Origin of the sequence: Paenibacillus litoralis, assembly GCF_046244365.1 — a bacterium.
In the GTDB taxonomy this organism is placed as follows: Bacteria; Bacillota; Bacilli; order Paenibacillales; family NBRC-103111; genus Paenibacillus_V.
Genome location: NZ_CP176395.1, coordinates 7,907,031 through 7,921,840, shown reverse-complemented (window position 1 = coordinate 7,921,840; position 14,810 = coordinate 7,907,031). Strand labels below are relative to the sequence as shown.

At 57.3% G+C, this 14,810-nt stretch carries 12 protein-coding genes and 1 pseudogene; 10 read left to right on the top strand and 3 right to left on the bottom strand.

Going from position 1 to position 14,810, the window contains the following annotated elements; translation table 11 throughout:
- Nucleotides 1-42: 42 nt before the first annotated feature.
- A complete protein-coding gene (locus tag ACKGJP_RS33250; protein ID WP_409343013.1) occupies nt 43-2,577 on the top strand; it encodes a metallophosphoesterase family protein in 2,535 nt (844 codons plus the stop codon).
- 44 nt (nt 2,578-2,621) lie between these two features.
- Nucleotides 2,622-4,400 (top strand): S-layer homology domain-containing protein, encoded by a 1,779-nt coding sequence (locus ACKGJP_RS33245; protein ID WP_409343012.1) that lies wholly within the window; start codon nt 2,622-2,624, stop codon nt 4,398-4,400.
- Between the two features lie 648 nt (nt 4,401-5,048).
- On the opposite strand, the gene ACKGJP_RS33240 is transcribed toward ACKGJP_RS33245, so the two are convergent.
- The 3 genes and pseudogenes from ACKGJP_RS33240 to ACKGJP_RS33230 all read right to left on the bottom strand — a co-directional run.
- Nucleotides 5,049-5,897 carry an HAD hydrolase family protein gene (locus ACKGJP_RS33240; protein ID WP_409343011.1) on the bottom strand — a complete coding sequence of 283 codons (849 nt, stop codon included), beginning with the start codon at nt 5,895-5,897 and terminating at the stop codon, nt 5,049-5,051.
- Between the two features lie 22 nt (nt 5,898-5,919).
- Nucleotides 5,920-6,900 carry a S66 peptidase family protein gene (locus ACKGJP_RS33235; protein ID WP_409347325.1) on the bottom strand — a complete coding sequence of 327 codons (981 nt, stop codon included), beginning with the start codon at nt 6,898-6,900 and terminating at the stop codon, nt 5,920-5,922.
- Nucleotides 6,901-7,068: 168 nt separating this feature from the next.
- Nucleotides 7,069-7,455, bottom strand: a pseudogene (locus tag ACKGJP_RS33230) (GNAT family N-acetyltransferase); the annotation flags it as partial.
- 157 nt (nt 7,456-7,612) lie between these two features.
- On the opposite strand from ACKGJP_RS33230, the gene ACKGJP_RS33225 reads away from it, so the two are divergent.
- The 8 genes from ACKGJP_RS33225 to ACKGJP_RS33190 all read left to right on the top strand — a co-directional run bounded on the left by ACKGJP_RS33225 (nt 7,613) and on the right by ACKGJP_RS33190 (nt 14,611).
- Nucleotides 7,613-8,383 (top strand): MBL fold metallo-hydrolase, encoded by a 771-nt coding sequence (locus ACKGJP_RS33225; protein ID WP_409343010.1) that lies wholly within the window; start codon nt 7,613-7,615, stop codon nt 8,381-8,383.
- A gap of 84 nt (nt 8,384-8,467) precedes the next feature.
- The gene (locus ACKGJP_RS33220) at nt 8,468-9,091 is read left to right on the top strand and encodes a TetR family transcriptional regulator (protein WP_409343009.1); all 624 of its coding nucleotides are present in this window, start codon (nt 8,468-8,470) and stop codon (nt 9,089-9,091) included.
- Nucleotides 9,092-9,117: 26 nt separating this feature from the next.
- Nucleotides 9,118-10,365 carry an MFS transporter gene (locus ACKGJP_RS33215; RefSeq protein ID WP_409343008.1) on the top strand — a complete coding sequence of 416 codons (1,248 nt, stop codon included), beginning with the start codon at nt 9,118-9,120 and terminating at the stop codon, nt 10,363-10,365.
- Nucleotides 10,366-10,513: 148 nt separating this feature from the next.
- Nucleotides 10,514-10,894, top strand: coding sequence for a CidA/LrgA family protein (locus ACKGJP_RS33210; protein WP_409343007.1), 381 nt, complete (start codon nt 10,514-10,516; stop codon nt 10,892-10,894).
- Nucleotides 10,891-11,598 (top strand): LrgB family protein, encoded by a 708-nt coding sequence (locus tag ACKGJP_RS33205; RefSeq protein WP_409343006.1) that lies wholly within the window; start codon nt 10,891-10,893, stop codon nt 11,596-11,598. The genes ACKGJP_RS33210 and ACKGJP_RS33205 overlap by 4 nt, the downstream gene beginning before the upstream one ends.
- An 82-nt stretch (nt 11,599-11,680) precedes the next feature.
- A complete protein-coding gene (coaA, locus tag ACKGJP_RS33200) occupies nt 11,681-12,640 on the top strand; it encodes a type I pantothenate kinase (RefSeq protein WP_409343005.1) in 960 nt (319 codons plus the stop codon).
- A 436-nt stretch (nt 12,641-13,076) separates the two neighbouring features.
- Complete coding sequence (locus tag ACKGJP_RS33195; RefSeq protein WP_409343004.1) at nt 13,077-13,694, top strand: TetR family transcriptional regulator; 618 nt, start codon at nt 13,077-13,079, stop codon at nt 13,692-13,694.
- Nucleotides 13,691-14,611 carry an alpha/beta fold hydrolase gene (locus ACKGJP_RS33190; RefSeq protein WP_409343003.1) on the top strand — a complete coding sequence of 307 codons (921 nt, stop codon included), beginning with the start codon at nt 13,691-13,693 and terminating at the stop codon, nt 14,609-14,611. Before ACKGJP_RS33195 ends, ACKGJP_RS33190 begins: the two co-directional genes overlap by 4 nt.
- Nucleotides 14,612-14,810 lie beyond the last annotated feature (199 nt).

Below are 14,810 nucleotides of genomic sequence, written 5' to 3'. Positions count from 1 at the left end.
GAGTTCATTTAAAATTCTATTCGAATAGAGGTGCAGGTTACGATGAGATCCACTCGCCAAACGATGTCCATCGCGCTCAGCATTACGCTCGCCCTTACGGCGATCATTCAGGCTATCCCGGGTAAACCGGCTACTGCCGCAGCTCAGACGGTTACGATGGATAAGCCCGCCTACGTGAACGGCCAGCCGGTTACCTTGTCCTACACGGGTGCTTCCCTGAAGGATTGGATCGGTCTCTACCCGGAAGGGGCCATTCCGAAGGGCAGCAACCCTTCCCTTACTTGGAGCTATACGAGCGCGGCGAGCCAGCCTGACGGCAAATTGAGCTTTACGAAGGCGCTCCCTGCCGGAAAATACGAAGCGTTGTACATGGAGAACGACGGATATAACATTTTCCAAAGAGTGCCTTTCTCCGTCATCACGCTGAGCCCTCCGACCGAGCTATCGTTTGCCGATACGGATGCGGATGCCGATCAGGTGGCAGGCGATGTGAAGATCAAGAGCCCCGCCGATCAATCCAATGTGACGAATTATACGCTGTACTGGGGCAATGACGCAGGCAAGCTGAACGGACAACCGGCCATTGCCGCTCTGCCGCCGACCGTAACCGGCGCGACGTACACGACCCATACGTTCCCGGCCGATACGGCCATTCCGAACGGTGCGACCAAGCTGCTGGCTTATTCGAACTCTGCCGCAGGCGAAACCGCAACGGGGGCTGAAACGGCGATCCCGGGCTTAACGGCGAAGAAGCCGAAGGTCAGCTTCGAAGTCGTTACGGACATGCACATAACCGGGAACAAGAACCATGCGCATAACAAAAACATTGAAGACGCGCTGAAGGATATGATCGCCTTGAATCCGGACAGCGACGGCCTCATGGCGGTCGGAGACAATACGGATAACGGCAGCGAAGCGGAATATTTGGAGCTGAGCCGAATTTTCAATCTGTATAAAAACGATCTGCCGGAAACGCATTTCGTGCAAGGCAACCACGACGTCCGCTGGGGCGACTGGAGCAAGTATTCGGACCTTTTCGCCAAATACACGAATATGAAGTCGAGCTATTACGATTTTTGGATCAAAGGGTATCATTTCATTTTCCTCGGGACCGAAAAGGGCCTGAAAGACTACTCGTACCTGTCCGAAACACAGCTGAAATGGCTTGACGCCAAGCTGTCGGAGAACGAATCCAAGGACAAGCCGGTCTTCATCTTCCATCACCAGCCTTTGAAAAATACGGTGGCGGGCGCAAACGACGGTTACCTTAAAAGCAATTATTGGTACGGCGTAAGGCAGGACAAGGAATTGAAAACGATTCTGGCCAAGCATCCCCAGTCCATCCTGTTCAGCGGCCACACGCACTGGGAGCTCGGAGCGAAAGATACGATGTACAACGCGAAATACGCAACGATGTTCAACGCGGCGGCGACTTCGTACCTTTGGACGGACAGCAACACGGAGAAAGCCGGCAGCCAAGGTTACTTTGTGGAAGTATACGACGATAAAGTGCTCGTAAAAGGAAGAGATTTTCAGAATGACCGCTGGATCGCAAACGCCCAATACGAGGTGAGCATTCCGGCGCAAATACCGGTTGTCGACCCGGCCACCGATCCGGACCTGAACTTGGGCAATCCGACTGTTCGTATGGTTAAAGAAACGTATCGTCCGGGCGAAGCGGTTCAAGTCGCTTACACCGGCTCGGTCAGAGAAGACTGGATCGGCATTTTCCCGGCCGGGACGGTGCTCGGCAAAAACGTTCCGGCTATCGCGAAGCTTAAAACGAACACCGTCAAACAGCATGACGGAACGATGACGTTCAGCGGCTTGAGTCTGGCGCCGGGCAAGTACGACGCGGTTTATGTCGGCGAAGCGGAATACAGAACGAATAACGACAATCTCGAGCTGGGCCGCGTGACGTTCGAAATCGCGGACAAGCTGGAAGCTCCGCAGGCATTGACGTTTACCGATACGGATACGAATGCGGGCAAGATTGGCGGCGACGTGACGATCACGCAGGCTACTTACGAAGGGAACATCGACCGGTATGCGCTGTTTTGGGGCGACGATAGCGGAAAGCTGTCCGGGCTTACGGAAATTGCTTCGGCTGCCAAAACAGGCGGGAATGTCGTCTACACGTTTCCTGCGGGTACGATGATTCCGGAAGGCGCGACCAAGCTGCTTGCGTATTCCCAAAGCTCGGGCAAAGAATCGGCTGCCTACGCCGAGGCCGCTCTGAACGATAAGATTGTCGTGGTGCCGCCGGTTACGCATCCGTTTGCAGTGGAGAGCGCATCTTTGGCAGCCGACACGGCGCATGTCGACGCGACCGTAACGGTTAAGCCGGCAGCCGACCGGAATACGGCCGTTGTCGTCTTCCAGCTGATGAAGGGAGATACGCCGGTCAGCATATCCGCCTACCGGGCGCAAATCCCTGCCGAGGGCGGTACGTTTAACGCGAAGTTCAACGTCAACCGCAAGGACGGCTATCAAGTTAACGTCTTGGTGCTATCCGATTTCAGCGCCGACTTGACGAATGCGGGTACGGTGCTTGCGGAGCCCGTAACGTTGAAATAACCGGGCTTGCGCAGCCTAGACCAATGAAGAAAGAGGAGATTTCCTTGGCGAGCAAGAAAAACGTCGTTTCCTTCGTGCTGGCGGCTTTGCTGCTTGCGTCCGTTCCGGTTTCGGCCGGGGCGGAGGCACCGCCGGCTTTGAAGCTGGATGCTGCGGTGAAATATCCCGGAGATACCGTGAAGCTGTCCGGAACCTCGCCGTTCAACGAGGTTGTGGTGAAGATTGTCCGGCCGGACGGGACGGTCCTGTATATCGATGTCGTAAAAGCCGAAAAGGGGGCTTTTGCGGATGCCATTACGCTGCCTGCGGATGCGATGCCCGGGCCGTATACCGTGATTGCCGGTCAAGGCGGCACGGAGCAAACATTGTCCAGTCAATCGTTCACCGTCAAGAAAAAGGCAGACGGGGGAGGGGGCGGCAATCCGGGGGAGCCCGGGGATAACGGGGGCGATGACGGAGGTACCGGTAACCCGGGAGATTCAGGGAATAGCGGCTCGGGATCGGCCGGCGGCACGAACCCGCCCGCCGATTCAAGCTTGCCGGCGGTTTCCGTGAACGGAACGTCGATTACCGCAACCATTCCGCCATCGGTATTGTCCGTTTCGGAAGTGAACGAGGGCGGTAAGGCATTTACGAAAGTAGCCGTCGATCAGGCGGCGCTTTCCAAAGCCTTTCAAGCGTTGAAGGATCGTTCCGCCGAAGGGAAGAAGGATTTGATCGTTTCGATCTCGGCTCCCGGAAACGCAGGGACTAAGGTAGAGCTTCCGGCCGAATCGCTGAAGGCCGCCCAGGCTGCCGTACCGAACGCCATTGTCAGCATTCAATCGGGCAAATCGGCTGTCGAGCTGCCGGTCCGTTCCGTTTCCATTGCCCGGCTGGAGGCTTCGCTGAACGCCCCGGCTTCGGACATACGGGTAGTAGTGACTACGCAGTTCATGCAAGGCTTGTTCTCGGTGAAAGAACGCAGCGCGATGACTGCGGAAGGAATCGTCCCCTTGGCCGATCCGGTTGCTTTCGCCGTGACCGCTGCCGCAAACGGCAAGCAGGCGAGCTTGGAAAGCTTCGCGGACGGGGCTATCTACAAGAAAGTAACCGTGTCCTCCAAGATCGATCCCGGAAACTCGACGGTAGTAGCGGTCGATCCGATAACGAGGGAGCTTCGCTTCGTTCCTTCCGTCTTCCAAAGCACGGCTGACGGCGGAACGGTCGCTCTGATCAAGCATCGTACGAACGAAACGTACATGATCGTTTCATCCAGTCCGGCCTTCCAGGATGCTAACGGCCATTGGGCGCAGCAATCGATCGAGCATCTGGCTGCCAAACGAATCGTAAACGGCGCCGGCTTGAACGCCTTCGAACCGGAAGGCCATGTAACGAGAGCCGAATTTGCGGCATTGCTCGTAAGAGCTCTGGGCATCGGCGATTCCTCTAAGCCTGCCGTATTTTCGGACGTTCAGGCAGACGACTGGTTCGCGAAAGCGGTGCAGGCGGCTAGCGAGCTCGGGCTGGTTGACGGGATGCCGGATGGAACGTTCCAGCCCGGGGCTCAGGTTACGCGCGAGCAAATGGCCGTCATGATCGAACGGGCGATGGCTTTCGCTGACATGCGTCCGCAAGCGGAGCCTGCCGAGCTGGCACGCCGCTTTGACGATGCGGGAGAGATCGCCGGATGGGCGAAGGAGTCGATGGCGATGCTAGTTTCGGAGAAGCTGCTTGAAGGAGCGGTGGCAGACAAGCTTGCTCCCAAAGCAACGGCAACGCGCGCCGAAGCGGTGACGATCCTGGAACGCTTCCTTCGATACGGGAAGCTGATCAATCCGTAACGAACAAATAACCGCAAGCTTCTAGAAAGGTACTGTCCCTTAAGAAAATGGAGGAGACGGTACCTTTTTTCTATCTCATGAGGATATTGTCGGGAGCGGGTCTGCTGAAAAAGAATGTGCAGGACGGCGCTTTAATGAGGAATGAGCGGAAAGCCAGTCCCTTATTTCTTCCTTCGAACGGGTAAATCGCCGCATTACGGAACGAGAGAAGCTGTCGATTCATTGTGTAGGAAGCATGCCATTCTCACAATGTAAGTCAAAAAATGAAACCCTCATTTGGCATAGCGAACTTTGAGGACGTTATTTAAAGGGAAATAGATATATTTAAAGAAATAACGGATTTTGGAGGCGTTATCGGGTGAAAATGGATCATTATCGGTACATTTGGCGATAAATAACGATCCGAAAAGGCGCTATGATTCCGTTGCGGGATACTTGGCGGCAATTAAGGCCTCCAAAATCCGCTATCGAGGAGTGTTGCCTATTCTCCCCAATGAATCGACAGCTTCCGAGAGTTCGTTATTTTCGGCAAAACGCCTCAAGGTAAACGGAAACGTATCCTTGGGGCTTTTGCGTCTGTGTTGGAACGTAAGCGTCGCCTTAGAACGGAGTTAAAGTTTACTTACCCTGTCTAATACGTTCTTTCTTTCAGACGCCAATCATATGCGCGGCGATGTAACGCGCTACGCCGTCTTCGTCGTTGCTCTCGACGACCCGGTCCGCCATTTGCTTCAGTTTCTCCTGCGCATTGGCGACGGCAATCCGGGTTCCTGCCGCTTCGAATAGGCCGATATCGTTCAGATTGTCGCCGAACGCCGTAATATGAGCCGGGTCGACGTTCATATACCGCGCCCACAAGGCCGCCCCTTCGCGTTTATTCGCTTGCGGATGGCTGGCCTCAAGGAAATAATGGTTTTCGATGTAGTTGTCCTTCGTGTAATGAAGATGCAAACGGTCTCCGAACGTATCCTCGAGCTCCCGGCGCAGCGGCTCCAGCTCCTCTTGCAATCCTATATACGTTAGGCCGAGCGTCCGGAAGGAGTCCGGACAAGCCAGAGCGGCCACTTCCCGGAAGCGGGGATCGCCCGGGCGGCTGTCGTAAAACTGCTTCTCTCCCCGGCGAACGAGCGGCTCGTGCAGGACGCGTTCCGTATCCGTCTCGTCCAGCGCGAACAAATAGGGCGTAAGCCGCCGTTTTTTGCCCGTTTCGATAATGGCGTTCGATAGAGCCGGCTCCAGCCAAAACCCCTCCAGTACTTGCTTGCGGACCGGATCGAACAAGAGTGCCCCGTTATAGAGCACGATCGGGGCGTTCCAAGGAATGGCGGAAACGACGCTGGTCGAGCTCGTATAGCTTCTGGCGGTGGCGTAGCTCACCGGGATGCCCCGCCGTATGGCTGCGGTCACCGTTTGCACCGTGTAGGCGGAAAGCGTCGCGTCCGAACGCAGCAGCGTTCCGTCCAGATCGGTCAAAATAATCGTTGCGTTTGCGCTCATAGCCGTAAACAGCTCCTCTTCGTTAATGATCGATGACGGTAAGCTTCGTGCCGTCCGGTTCTTCGGAAGCGGATAAGGCTGCCGTGCCGCCGATAGGGAATGTGATTTGCGGCGTCGTATGGCCGAAGTCGACATCGGCGATGACGGGAATGCCGGACAATTCTTTTTTGCTGCGGATAATGGCCGCAAGCTTGTCCGGGGTCATGCGGGAGCCGATCTGGAAGCGGCCGATGACGATTCCTTTCACCCCGTCGAAGCTGGGCTGGTGGATGAGCGACTGAAGATCCCGGTCGAACGTTTCGGGGGATACGATATAGTCGTCTTCCAGAAATAGTACGGCTCCGTCGAGCGACGGCATGAATTCGGTGCCCTGCAGAAGATTGAGTGTACACAGGTTGCCGCCGATGATCGTACCGGCAGCCTCGCCGGGCTGGATGACCGTCCATCCGCCGTTCGGAATGAACGTTCGGGGGGCATCCGACCGGTACCACGGATCGTCGCTCCATGTGCTCGCCGGCCGGATTTCGAAGGGCGCTTCCTGCATAACGCAGCGGACGAAGCTTTCTCTTGTATAGGACAGTCCTTCCGGCATGGCGAAGCTCGAGAAGTTGGGCCCGGAATAGCTGACGAGTCCGGACTTGGCATACATTGCATTGCCGAGCGCCGTAATGTCCGAATATCCGCAGAACATTTTCGGATTGTCGCGGATCAGGTCATAGTCGAGGTGCCGGAGCAGCTGGTTGCTGTTCTCGCCGCCGAGAACGGCAAGAATGCCTTTGACGTTCGGATCGCGGAAGGCTTCGTGCAGGTCGGCGATACGGGCTTCGATCGGCGAGGAGTCGAAGGCGTCGCTGTCAGAGGCATGTTTGCCGAAAGAGACGCGCAAGCCGAGCTGTTCGAGTCGCTGCTTGGCGAGCGCGATATGTTCGGGGACGAGGCGCGACATGCTTTTGGACGGAGCGACGATACGGATTTCGTCCCAAGGCTTAAGCTTGGCGGGAATGGTCGCGGTCGTTTGGGCGGCTGCCGGCGCGCGGTAAGCGAATGCGCCGCCCGTCCGGTCCGCTTTGGCCCCGCTGACGAACGTTTGAACGGGGCCTTCCCAGCCGCTCTCCCGGCTTTCCGTATAGCTTCCGCTCGCATAACGTCCGATGACGGAACGCCAGAACGTCTGGGCGGGCGCATTCGCTTCCGTCTGCCTCACCTTCCACGTGCCGGGAAACCGGTCGAACAGCGCCGTCGCCAGCCGCTCGCCCAATCCTTTACGCCGATAATGTTTCATGACGAAAAATTCCGCTATCGAATGGAAGACCGCTTCGCCGCGCTCCTCTCCGATCTCGCGCACCATCGCGAAGCCCGCCCAATGGCCGTCCGCCTTGAGCAGGAAAGCGAACCGTCCCGGCTCCGTCCAATAATGATCCAAATAGCGGTAACCGTAAAGCCCGTGCGGATCGACGTTCAACGCGTCGTAATCGCTTGTGTCATACTGATACAGCTCCAGCAAATGCCGGAGAACGAGTTTGTGCTCGATCGTTGCTTGCTCGATGGCGTATTGCATTGCGTTACCTCCCATTTCCTGGCTGAGGCTTCGGCCGTTTTCAAGATGATACCATCTTTCCGTGCGATTTTGTGAAAAATAAAGGATTTTCCCGCAGCAGAGTGGAAACCTATTTCGAAAAAAAAAGATGCAGCGAGAGACCGGAGGGGACATGGCGATGGAAAGCTTCACGTTTCTGGGAAACGGCGATTCGATGGGGGTTCCCCGCGTGTACTGCGATTGCGGGGTGTGCGAGGAAGCCAGGTCGTCCGGCTTGAACGCGCGGCTTCGCTCCTCGGTCATGATTCATAGCGAGGGCGGCGAGCTGCTGCTCGATTGCGGACCCGATTGGGCTCGTCAAATGGAAGCGATCGGCTGCAAAACGATCGGTCATACGCTCGTGACGCATGCGCATTTCGATCATATAGGCGGGCTGCCGGAATGGGCGGATGCATGCCGCTGGCTAGGCGTCAAAGGAAATCTGTATGGGCCGGCGGAGGTGCTGCAAACGATCGGCTCGCAGTTTCCTTGGCTGGACAGACATTTTCATTTTCACGAGAATGACGGCGGCATGACGTTCGGGGGCTGGCGGATTATGCCGTGGAAGGTGTGCCACGGGAAGAACGGTTTTTCGTATGCGTACCGGTTCGAGAAGGACGGATATGCTTGGGCGTACTGCTCCGACGCGATCAATTTGCAAGGGGACGAGAAAACGCCGCTGAAAGGTCTCGATCTGCTGGTGCTGGGGACGAACTTTTACCGGGAGGAAGCGCCGGTGAGCACTCGTTCCGTCTACGACATGACCGAAGCGTTCGAATTGATCGCCGAGACGAAGCCGAAGCGGGTTATTCTGACGCATTTGTCGCACGGCGTCGATGTCCGGGAAGCCTATCCGCTGCCGGGGGGCGTGACATTAGCGCGGCGCGGAATGCGAGTTGAGCTTAAGTAAGAAATGGGCTTGTAAAATGAACCGCGTGTCATTATTATAAATGACATGTGGTTCATTTATTTTTTTCGCGAAGGAGTGGGACCGATGTCGCCCAAGGTTTCCGATGAGCATAAGGAGCAGCGCAAACGCCAAATTCTCGATGCGGCGGAGCGCGTTTTCATCCGTAAGGGCTACGAGCCTGCAACGCTAAAGGACATCGTGCAGGAAACCGACATGAGCCGCGGGTGGATCTACTTGTATTTTCAGACGAAGGAAGAGATTTTCGAGGCGCTCGCGGCCAGGATGGATGAGGAGAACGAGCGCGGCATGGAGGCGCTGCTGAAGGACTCGCAGACCGTCTGGGAGGCAATCGAAACGATGCTTTCCCGGCAAAAGGAAGACATGGCGGCGGCTTCGGGCGGTGCGGCGCCGGTTTATTACGAATACTTCATGACGGGCTGGCGCGACGAAAAAAGAAGAGGCCTGCTGAAGCGGCGGTACGGGGAATCGATAGCGGCCTTCGCCAAGCTTTTGCAAACCGGCGCCGATCGGGGAGAATTCGCCCCGCAGCTCCCGCTGGAGCTGATCGCTAAAATCGCCGCGTCGCACATCGAAGGCATTACGACGCATGCGCTTGCCGTAGGCCCCGAACAAGCGGAGGCGAACGGCCAAATCGATGCCTTGATCGCCTATATCCGGCAGCTGCTCGGCGTGAAGAACGCCTTATAGCGAACGATAAGAAAGCGGGGATCCCTATGCAATTGTTCAAGAACGCGGCGTTCACGAAGCTGTTTCTGGCAAACTTCGCTTCGCAGCTCGGCACGGTTGTCGGCAATATGGCATTTGCCTTCTATTTGCTGGATCGGTTCGGTTCCCAGCCTTATTATGCGACGGTGGCGGAGCTGATGTACTCGCTGCCGACGCTCGCGGTGTTCCTGTTCGTGGGCGTGCTGGCCGACCGCCTCGACCGCAAGCGGATCGCGGCGAACAGCGATTGGATACGAGCGGGCTTGACGCTGCTGCTCCTGCTGGCGGTTCATTGGAACTGGCTTGTGCCGGCATTTGTCGTGTTGTTTATCCGAAGCGCCGTATCCAAATTTTTTGCCCCGGCCGAAATGAGCTTGCTGCAGGGAATCATGAACGAGGAACAGTACGTGCAGGCGGCAGGCCTGAACCAGACGGTGATGGGGCTCTTCATGTTGTTCGGTATGGGGCTTGGGGCCGGCGCCTATCATTATTTCGGCATTGAAGGCGCGGTGACGATCGACGGCATCAGCTTTCTCGCATCCGGAGCGCTGATCGCGCTATGCCGCTTCGCTCCCGAAGTGAGGCAGCCCAATGGCAAGGTTCGCATACGCGATTTAAGCATGCGGCTGATCGTGGCGGATTTCAGGCAAGGGTTTACGTATATTCGCAAGCACAAGCTGCTGTTTGCCATTATCGCGGGCTTTTTCCTGTTCGGCATCGTGAACGGCGTGTTCGCGGTGCTCCCGATATTCACGATGAAGTACAAGCTTAGCCCCGAGCACTACCAAAGCTATTCGGCGCTGATAACGGTGTTTCTCGGCATCGGCTTCCTGCTCGGCAGCGCGGCGGGCGCTCCGCTGATCAAGCGGTTTACGAAGGTCCGCGTCTTGATCGCAGGACTGCTGCTGTCCGGCGCGCTTACTCTAGCGCTGGGCATGACGTCGAACGTCTGGCTGTATTTATCGCTCGTGCTCGCGGTTGGCGCCGTTCTGGCGCCGGTGAACGTCGTGCTCGGCGGCTGGATCCCCGAATTGGTCGAGGCAAGCAGCATGGGGCGTGTCAGCGCCTGGATCGAGCCGCTTATGATGATGGGGCAATCTTTGGCGCTCGGCTTGGTGGCCCTTGCTTTTCCAGCCGTCGTTTCGGTTACGATGCTCTATACGATTGTGGGCGTTTGCATCCTGGCTGCGGGAGGCTATTACTGGATCGCGCTGCCGGCATTAAGCCGCAAGCAAGAGGCGGTTGCCGGCGCTTAGCCTGCAGCGCCCTTATCCGAAAGCTGCGCTAAGCCTAAATTCCTGGGAAAAGGTACCTCCCGAGGCCGCCACGCAAAAAAGCTTTCTTGGCTGCGAAATTCTGATAGACTTAGGGAGAAAGCAGAACGGAGGGCAAGGAGAAGATCGGATGCGGGGATTGGCTATTTTGCTAGGGTTTCATTTGTTCGGACTGCTGCTGCAAAAAGGGCTTCATGTGCCGCTTCCGGCCAATGTGATCGGGCTTATCCTGTTTACGGCCGCGTTGTTTCTGAAGCTCGTCCGGCTGGAGTGGGTCGAGGAATCGGCTCAATTTTTACTTAAGCATATGATGCTGTTATTTGCGCCGGTCGTCGTCGGGACGATGGCGTTTATGCCTTTTATCCGCAGCAACTGGGTTGCGGTGGTCCTGAGCCTGATCGTCAGCGCGATGGTCGGCCTGATCGTAACGGGCGGCGTCGCCTCGATGATGCAGCGGCGGGAGCGCAGCGCCAAGGCGCCCGTCGAACGCGGGGAGGGACGGAGCTTATGAGCGTCACCGCCGCTTTGCGGGAGGCTGCCGCCCAGCCTCTGTTCGGCGTCGCCATAACCGTCCTGGCCTATGCGGCTGCGCAGCGGCTGCACCGCCGCTGGAAATGGCTGCACCCGCTGTTCGTCTGCGCCGGCGCACTCATTGCGCTGCTGCTCGCTCTGGATGTGCCGTACGAATCGTACCGCGAAGGCGGCGATCTGATCGCCTTCTTCTTGGGTCCGGCAACCGTAGCGCTCGGCGTTCCGCTATACAAGCAAGCCGAGCGCATCCGCCGTCACGCGGCCGCCGTGCTGACCGCCGTTACGGTCGGCTCGGTCAGCTCGATCGCCAGCGCGGGCTTTCTCGTCTGGCTGCTCGGCGGCACGCGGGAGCTGATGGCGACGATGATGCCGAAGTCGGCGACAAGCCCGATCGCGATCGAAATCGTGCGCCAAGCGGGAGGCATCCCGGAGCTGGGAGCCGTCCTTACGGTGCTGACCGGGCTGCTCGGCAGCATGATCGGCCCCGAGCTGCTGAGGCTGCTCGGCATTCGCGGCGAGCTTCCTATAGCCGTGGCGGTAGGCACGGCCGCGCACGGCATCGGTACGGCGCGGCTTATCCGCGAATCCGAGACGCAGGGAAGCTTCGGCGGACTGGCGATGGCGATCGCCGGGATCGTGACCGCGCTTGCTTTTATGCCGCTATACGGATGGCTGCATCCTTGAATGGGCCATTAGATACCCTAAGGATGCGGAAGACGAGGACGGCTTTTTAAGAGATTTTTTATGAAGGAGGCCTTGACTGAAGATGACAGGCCGGACAAACAATGAAACGTTCTCGCCGTATATGGCGTTTAACCGGGAAGACTGGGCCAAGCTGCGCGACCATACCCCGCTGAGTTTGACCGCGGAGGATATAGACAAGCTGCGGGGACTGAACGACGAGCTGTCGCTGGACGAGGTGCAGGATGTGTACCTTCCGCTGTCGCGGCTTTTGAACATGTACGTGAATGCGACGCAGGAGCTCCATGGGGCCGCACAGACGTTTCTCGGCAGCGAGGCGCAGAAGGTGCCCTACATAATCGGTATCGCGGGCAGCGTCGCGGTAGGCAAAAGCACGACGGCCCGCGTCCTGAAAGCGCTGTTGTCGCGATGGCCGAACCATCCGAAGGTCGATCTCGTCACGACCGACGGCTTCTTGTTCCCCAACCGCGTTCTGGAGGAGCGCGGCATCATGAAGCGCAAAGGGTTTCCCGAAAGCTACGACACGAAGCGTCTGCTCCGGTTTCTGGTCGATGTCAAGTCCGGCAAGCCGCAGGCTCGCTGTCCGATCTATTCGCATATGACTTACGATATTTTACCGGATGAAACGCAGGTCGTTGACCGTCCGGACGTGCTGATCGTCGAAGGGCTTAACGTTCTGCAAGGGCCGCGAATCGGGCAATTCGGTTCGGCGCCGCAGCTGTTTGTTTCCGATTTCTTCGACTTCTCGATCTATGTGGACGCGAGCGAGCAGCATATCGAGCGCTGGTATATCGAGCGTTTTCATGTCCTCCGCGAGACGGCGTTCCGCAAGCCCGATTCGTATTTCAAGCGGTACGCCGGGATGTCGAAGGAAGAAGGCGAAGAGATGGCCGCGACCATCTGGAAAGAAATTAACCTTGTTAATTTACGGGCGAACATCTTGCCGACGAAATACCGGGCCCACCTCATCCTGAAGAAACAGGCGGATCATTCCGTCGAATCGGTGCTGCTTAGAAAGCTGTAGGACGGCGGCGAAGACAGCTTTACCCGCTAGTATTGTAAAACGAGAAGGTTCTCGCTATTATAAAAGAGAGCCTTCTCGTTTTTTTTTGTGTTTGAAAATAGCCTCAGTTTTAGCGTGCTAATCATGTGAAACCGGTAAGCAGGTCGATGCGAAAAAGCGGATTTTCAAGTCGTTATTCGTTTTTAGCGAGTGTGCTGAATCGGAATAACGGATTTTGGAGGCTCTATATGATGGCGTATCGCATTGCGAATGAGGGGAAAGCCGCAATAGGCACCTGAAAGTCCTCTATCGGGAACAAAATGGCTAAATGCGCCCGAATAACGCCTTCCAAATCCGTTAAGCGGTTTTCCGGCAAAGTTGGATAGAGAGCTGCAGGATGGGGCTTTTTCAAAAGGGCACATCCGAACGTCAGGCTAGGAAAGGAGGAGAATGTCTTATGCCCAAGGTGACCGAAGAGCACAGGCATGCCAAAAGGCTGGAAATCTTGTCCGCCGCAGAGGGCGTATTGCTGCGCCAGGGCTATGAAGCGACGACGATGAAGGACATCGTAGAGGCTTCGGGCAAAAGTTTCGGCGGCGTTTATATGTACTACAAGAACAAGGAAGAGCTGTTTTACGACCTGCTGAAGCGCCGCTATGCGGAAATGGAGCCGGATTTCGCGCAGGCGGAGCGGCGTACGGCGTGGGAAGCGCTGGAGCTCTTTATGGAAGGGCAGCGGAAGCGCGCGGAGAAGGCGGCGGACGGACTCGCCCCGGTCATGTATGAATTTTTCATTGCCGGGCGCCGTGACGACAAGCGTAAGGCGCTGCAGGAGGAGAGGTATAAGGCGGTTCACGGAGCGGTTCGTAAGCTGCTTCAGCAGGGAATCGAGCGCGGCGAATTCGCGCCGAAGGAGCAGGCCGATACGGTCGCGCATGCGTTGGTCTCGTTTCTGGACGGCGTGTTTATGGAGGCCATCTTGAACGGTCATGAAAGGATAGGCTTGAGGGAGCAGTTCGGCTTTATGGTCCGGGTACTGGAGACGGCGCTGGGAAGGGAAAAGGCGGGCCGATGAGGGCGCCGGGAGAGGAAGGAACGATGGGCGAAGAAATCGCGGTTTTCAGAAGCGGCGAAGGCCGCGAGGCGTTTTTGCAGGCTTACGAGGAAACGATGAAGCTGTGGAGCGTTCCTTACGAGACGCTCGAGTGGCAGACCGATTACGGCCGCTGCCATGTGATCGCCAGCGGACCGGCCGAAGGCAAGACGGTCTTGCTGCTGCACGGCATGACGGGCAGCTCCGGCCTATGGTACGCTACGATCCCTGCTTTGCAAGCTTACCGTACGTACTGCGTTGACGTGCCCGGGGATTTCGGCCGAAGCACGGTGACCCGCCCGCTGCGGGATGCCGGCGATTGCGCGCACTGGATAGACCAACTGTTCGAGGCGGCCGGCGCGGACAGGGCCGCGCTGATCGGGCACTCGATGGGCGGCTGGCTGGCGGCGAATTATGCGCTCGCGAGACCCGAACGCGTGGAGCGGCTGGCGCTTCTGGCGCCGGTCGGCACGTTTCTGCCGATGCCCTTGCTCAAGATGCTGAGGCGCGTCTATCCGGCGCTGCTGCTTCCGAAGCCGAAGCGGATCGAGCGGGCATGGCAATGGTTTTGCGCAAAGGGAGGCGAGCTGCATCCGGTCGTCATGAAGCAAATCATCGAAGCGTACACGCACTGCCGGATACGCATGAAGGTTATTCCTCGCGTATTCCCGAAGGAGGCGTGGAACGGGCTGAAGACGCCCGTCTTGTTCCTGGCGGGGGCGGAGGAAGTGATCTACGATGCCGATAAAGCGGCTAAAGCCGCCGCGTCCGTTCTCCCTCATGTCCGGACCGTCATCGTGTCCCGTGCCGGGCACTGTCTGATCGCCGAGCAGGCGGAGCTGGTGAACGCGGAGCTCGCTGACTTTCTGGACGTAACGCGAAGAACGGAGAGCAGGTAAAAGAGCCTGCTCCCCGTTCTTTAAGCTCTACTCCTTCTTTACGCTCTACTCCACCATATATCACGTGAAGCAGCACAAATACTCGCTGTTCAGAAGCAAACATTCGTCTATATAGACAAGCGTGACTAAATAAGGCAACAAATTCGTCGCATTTGATCGGCGAAGGCGTGTAAAAAAGCCCGGCCCCGAAGCAGGAATC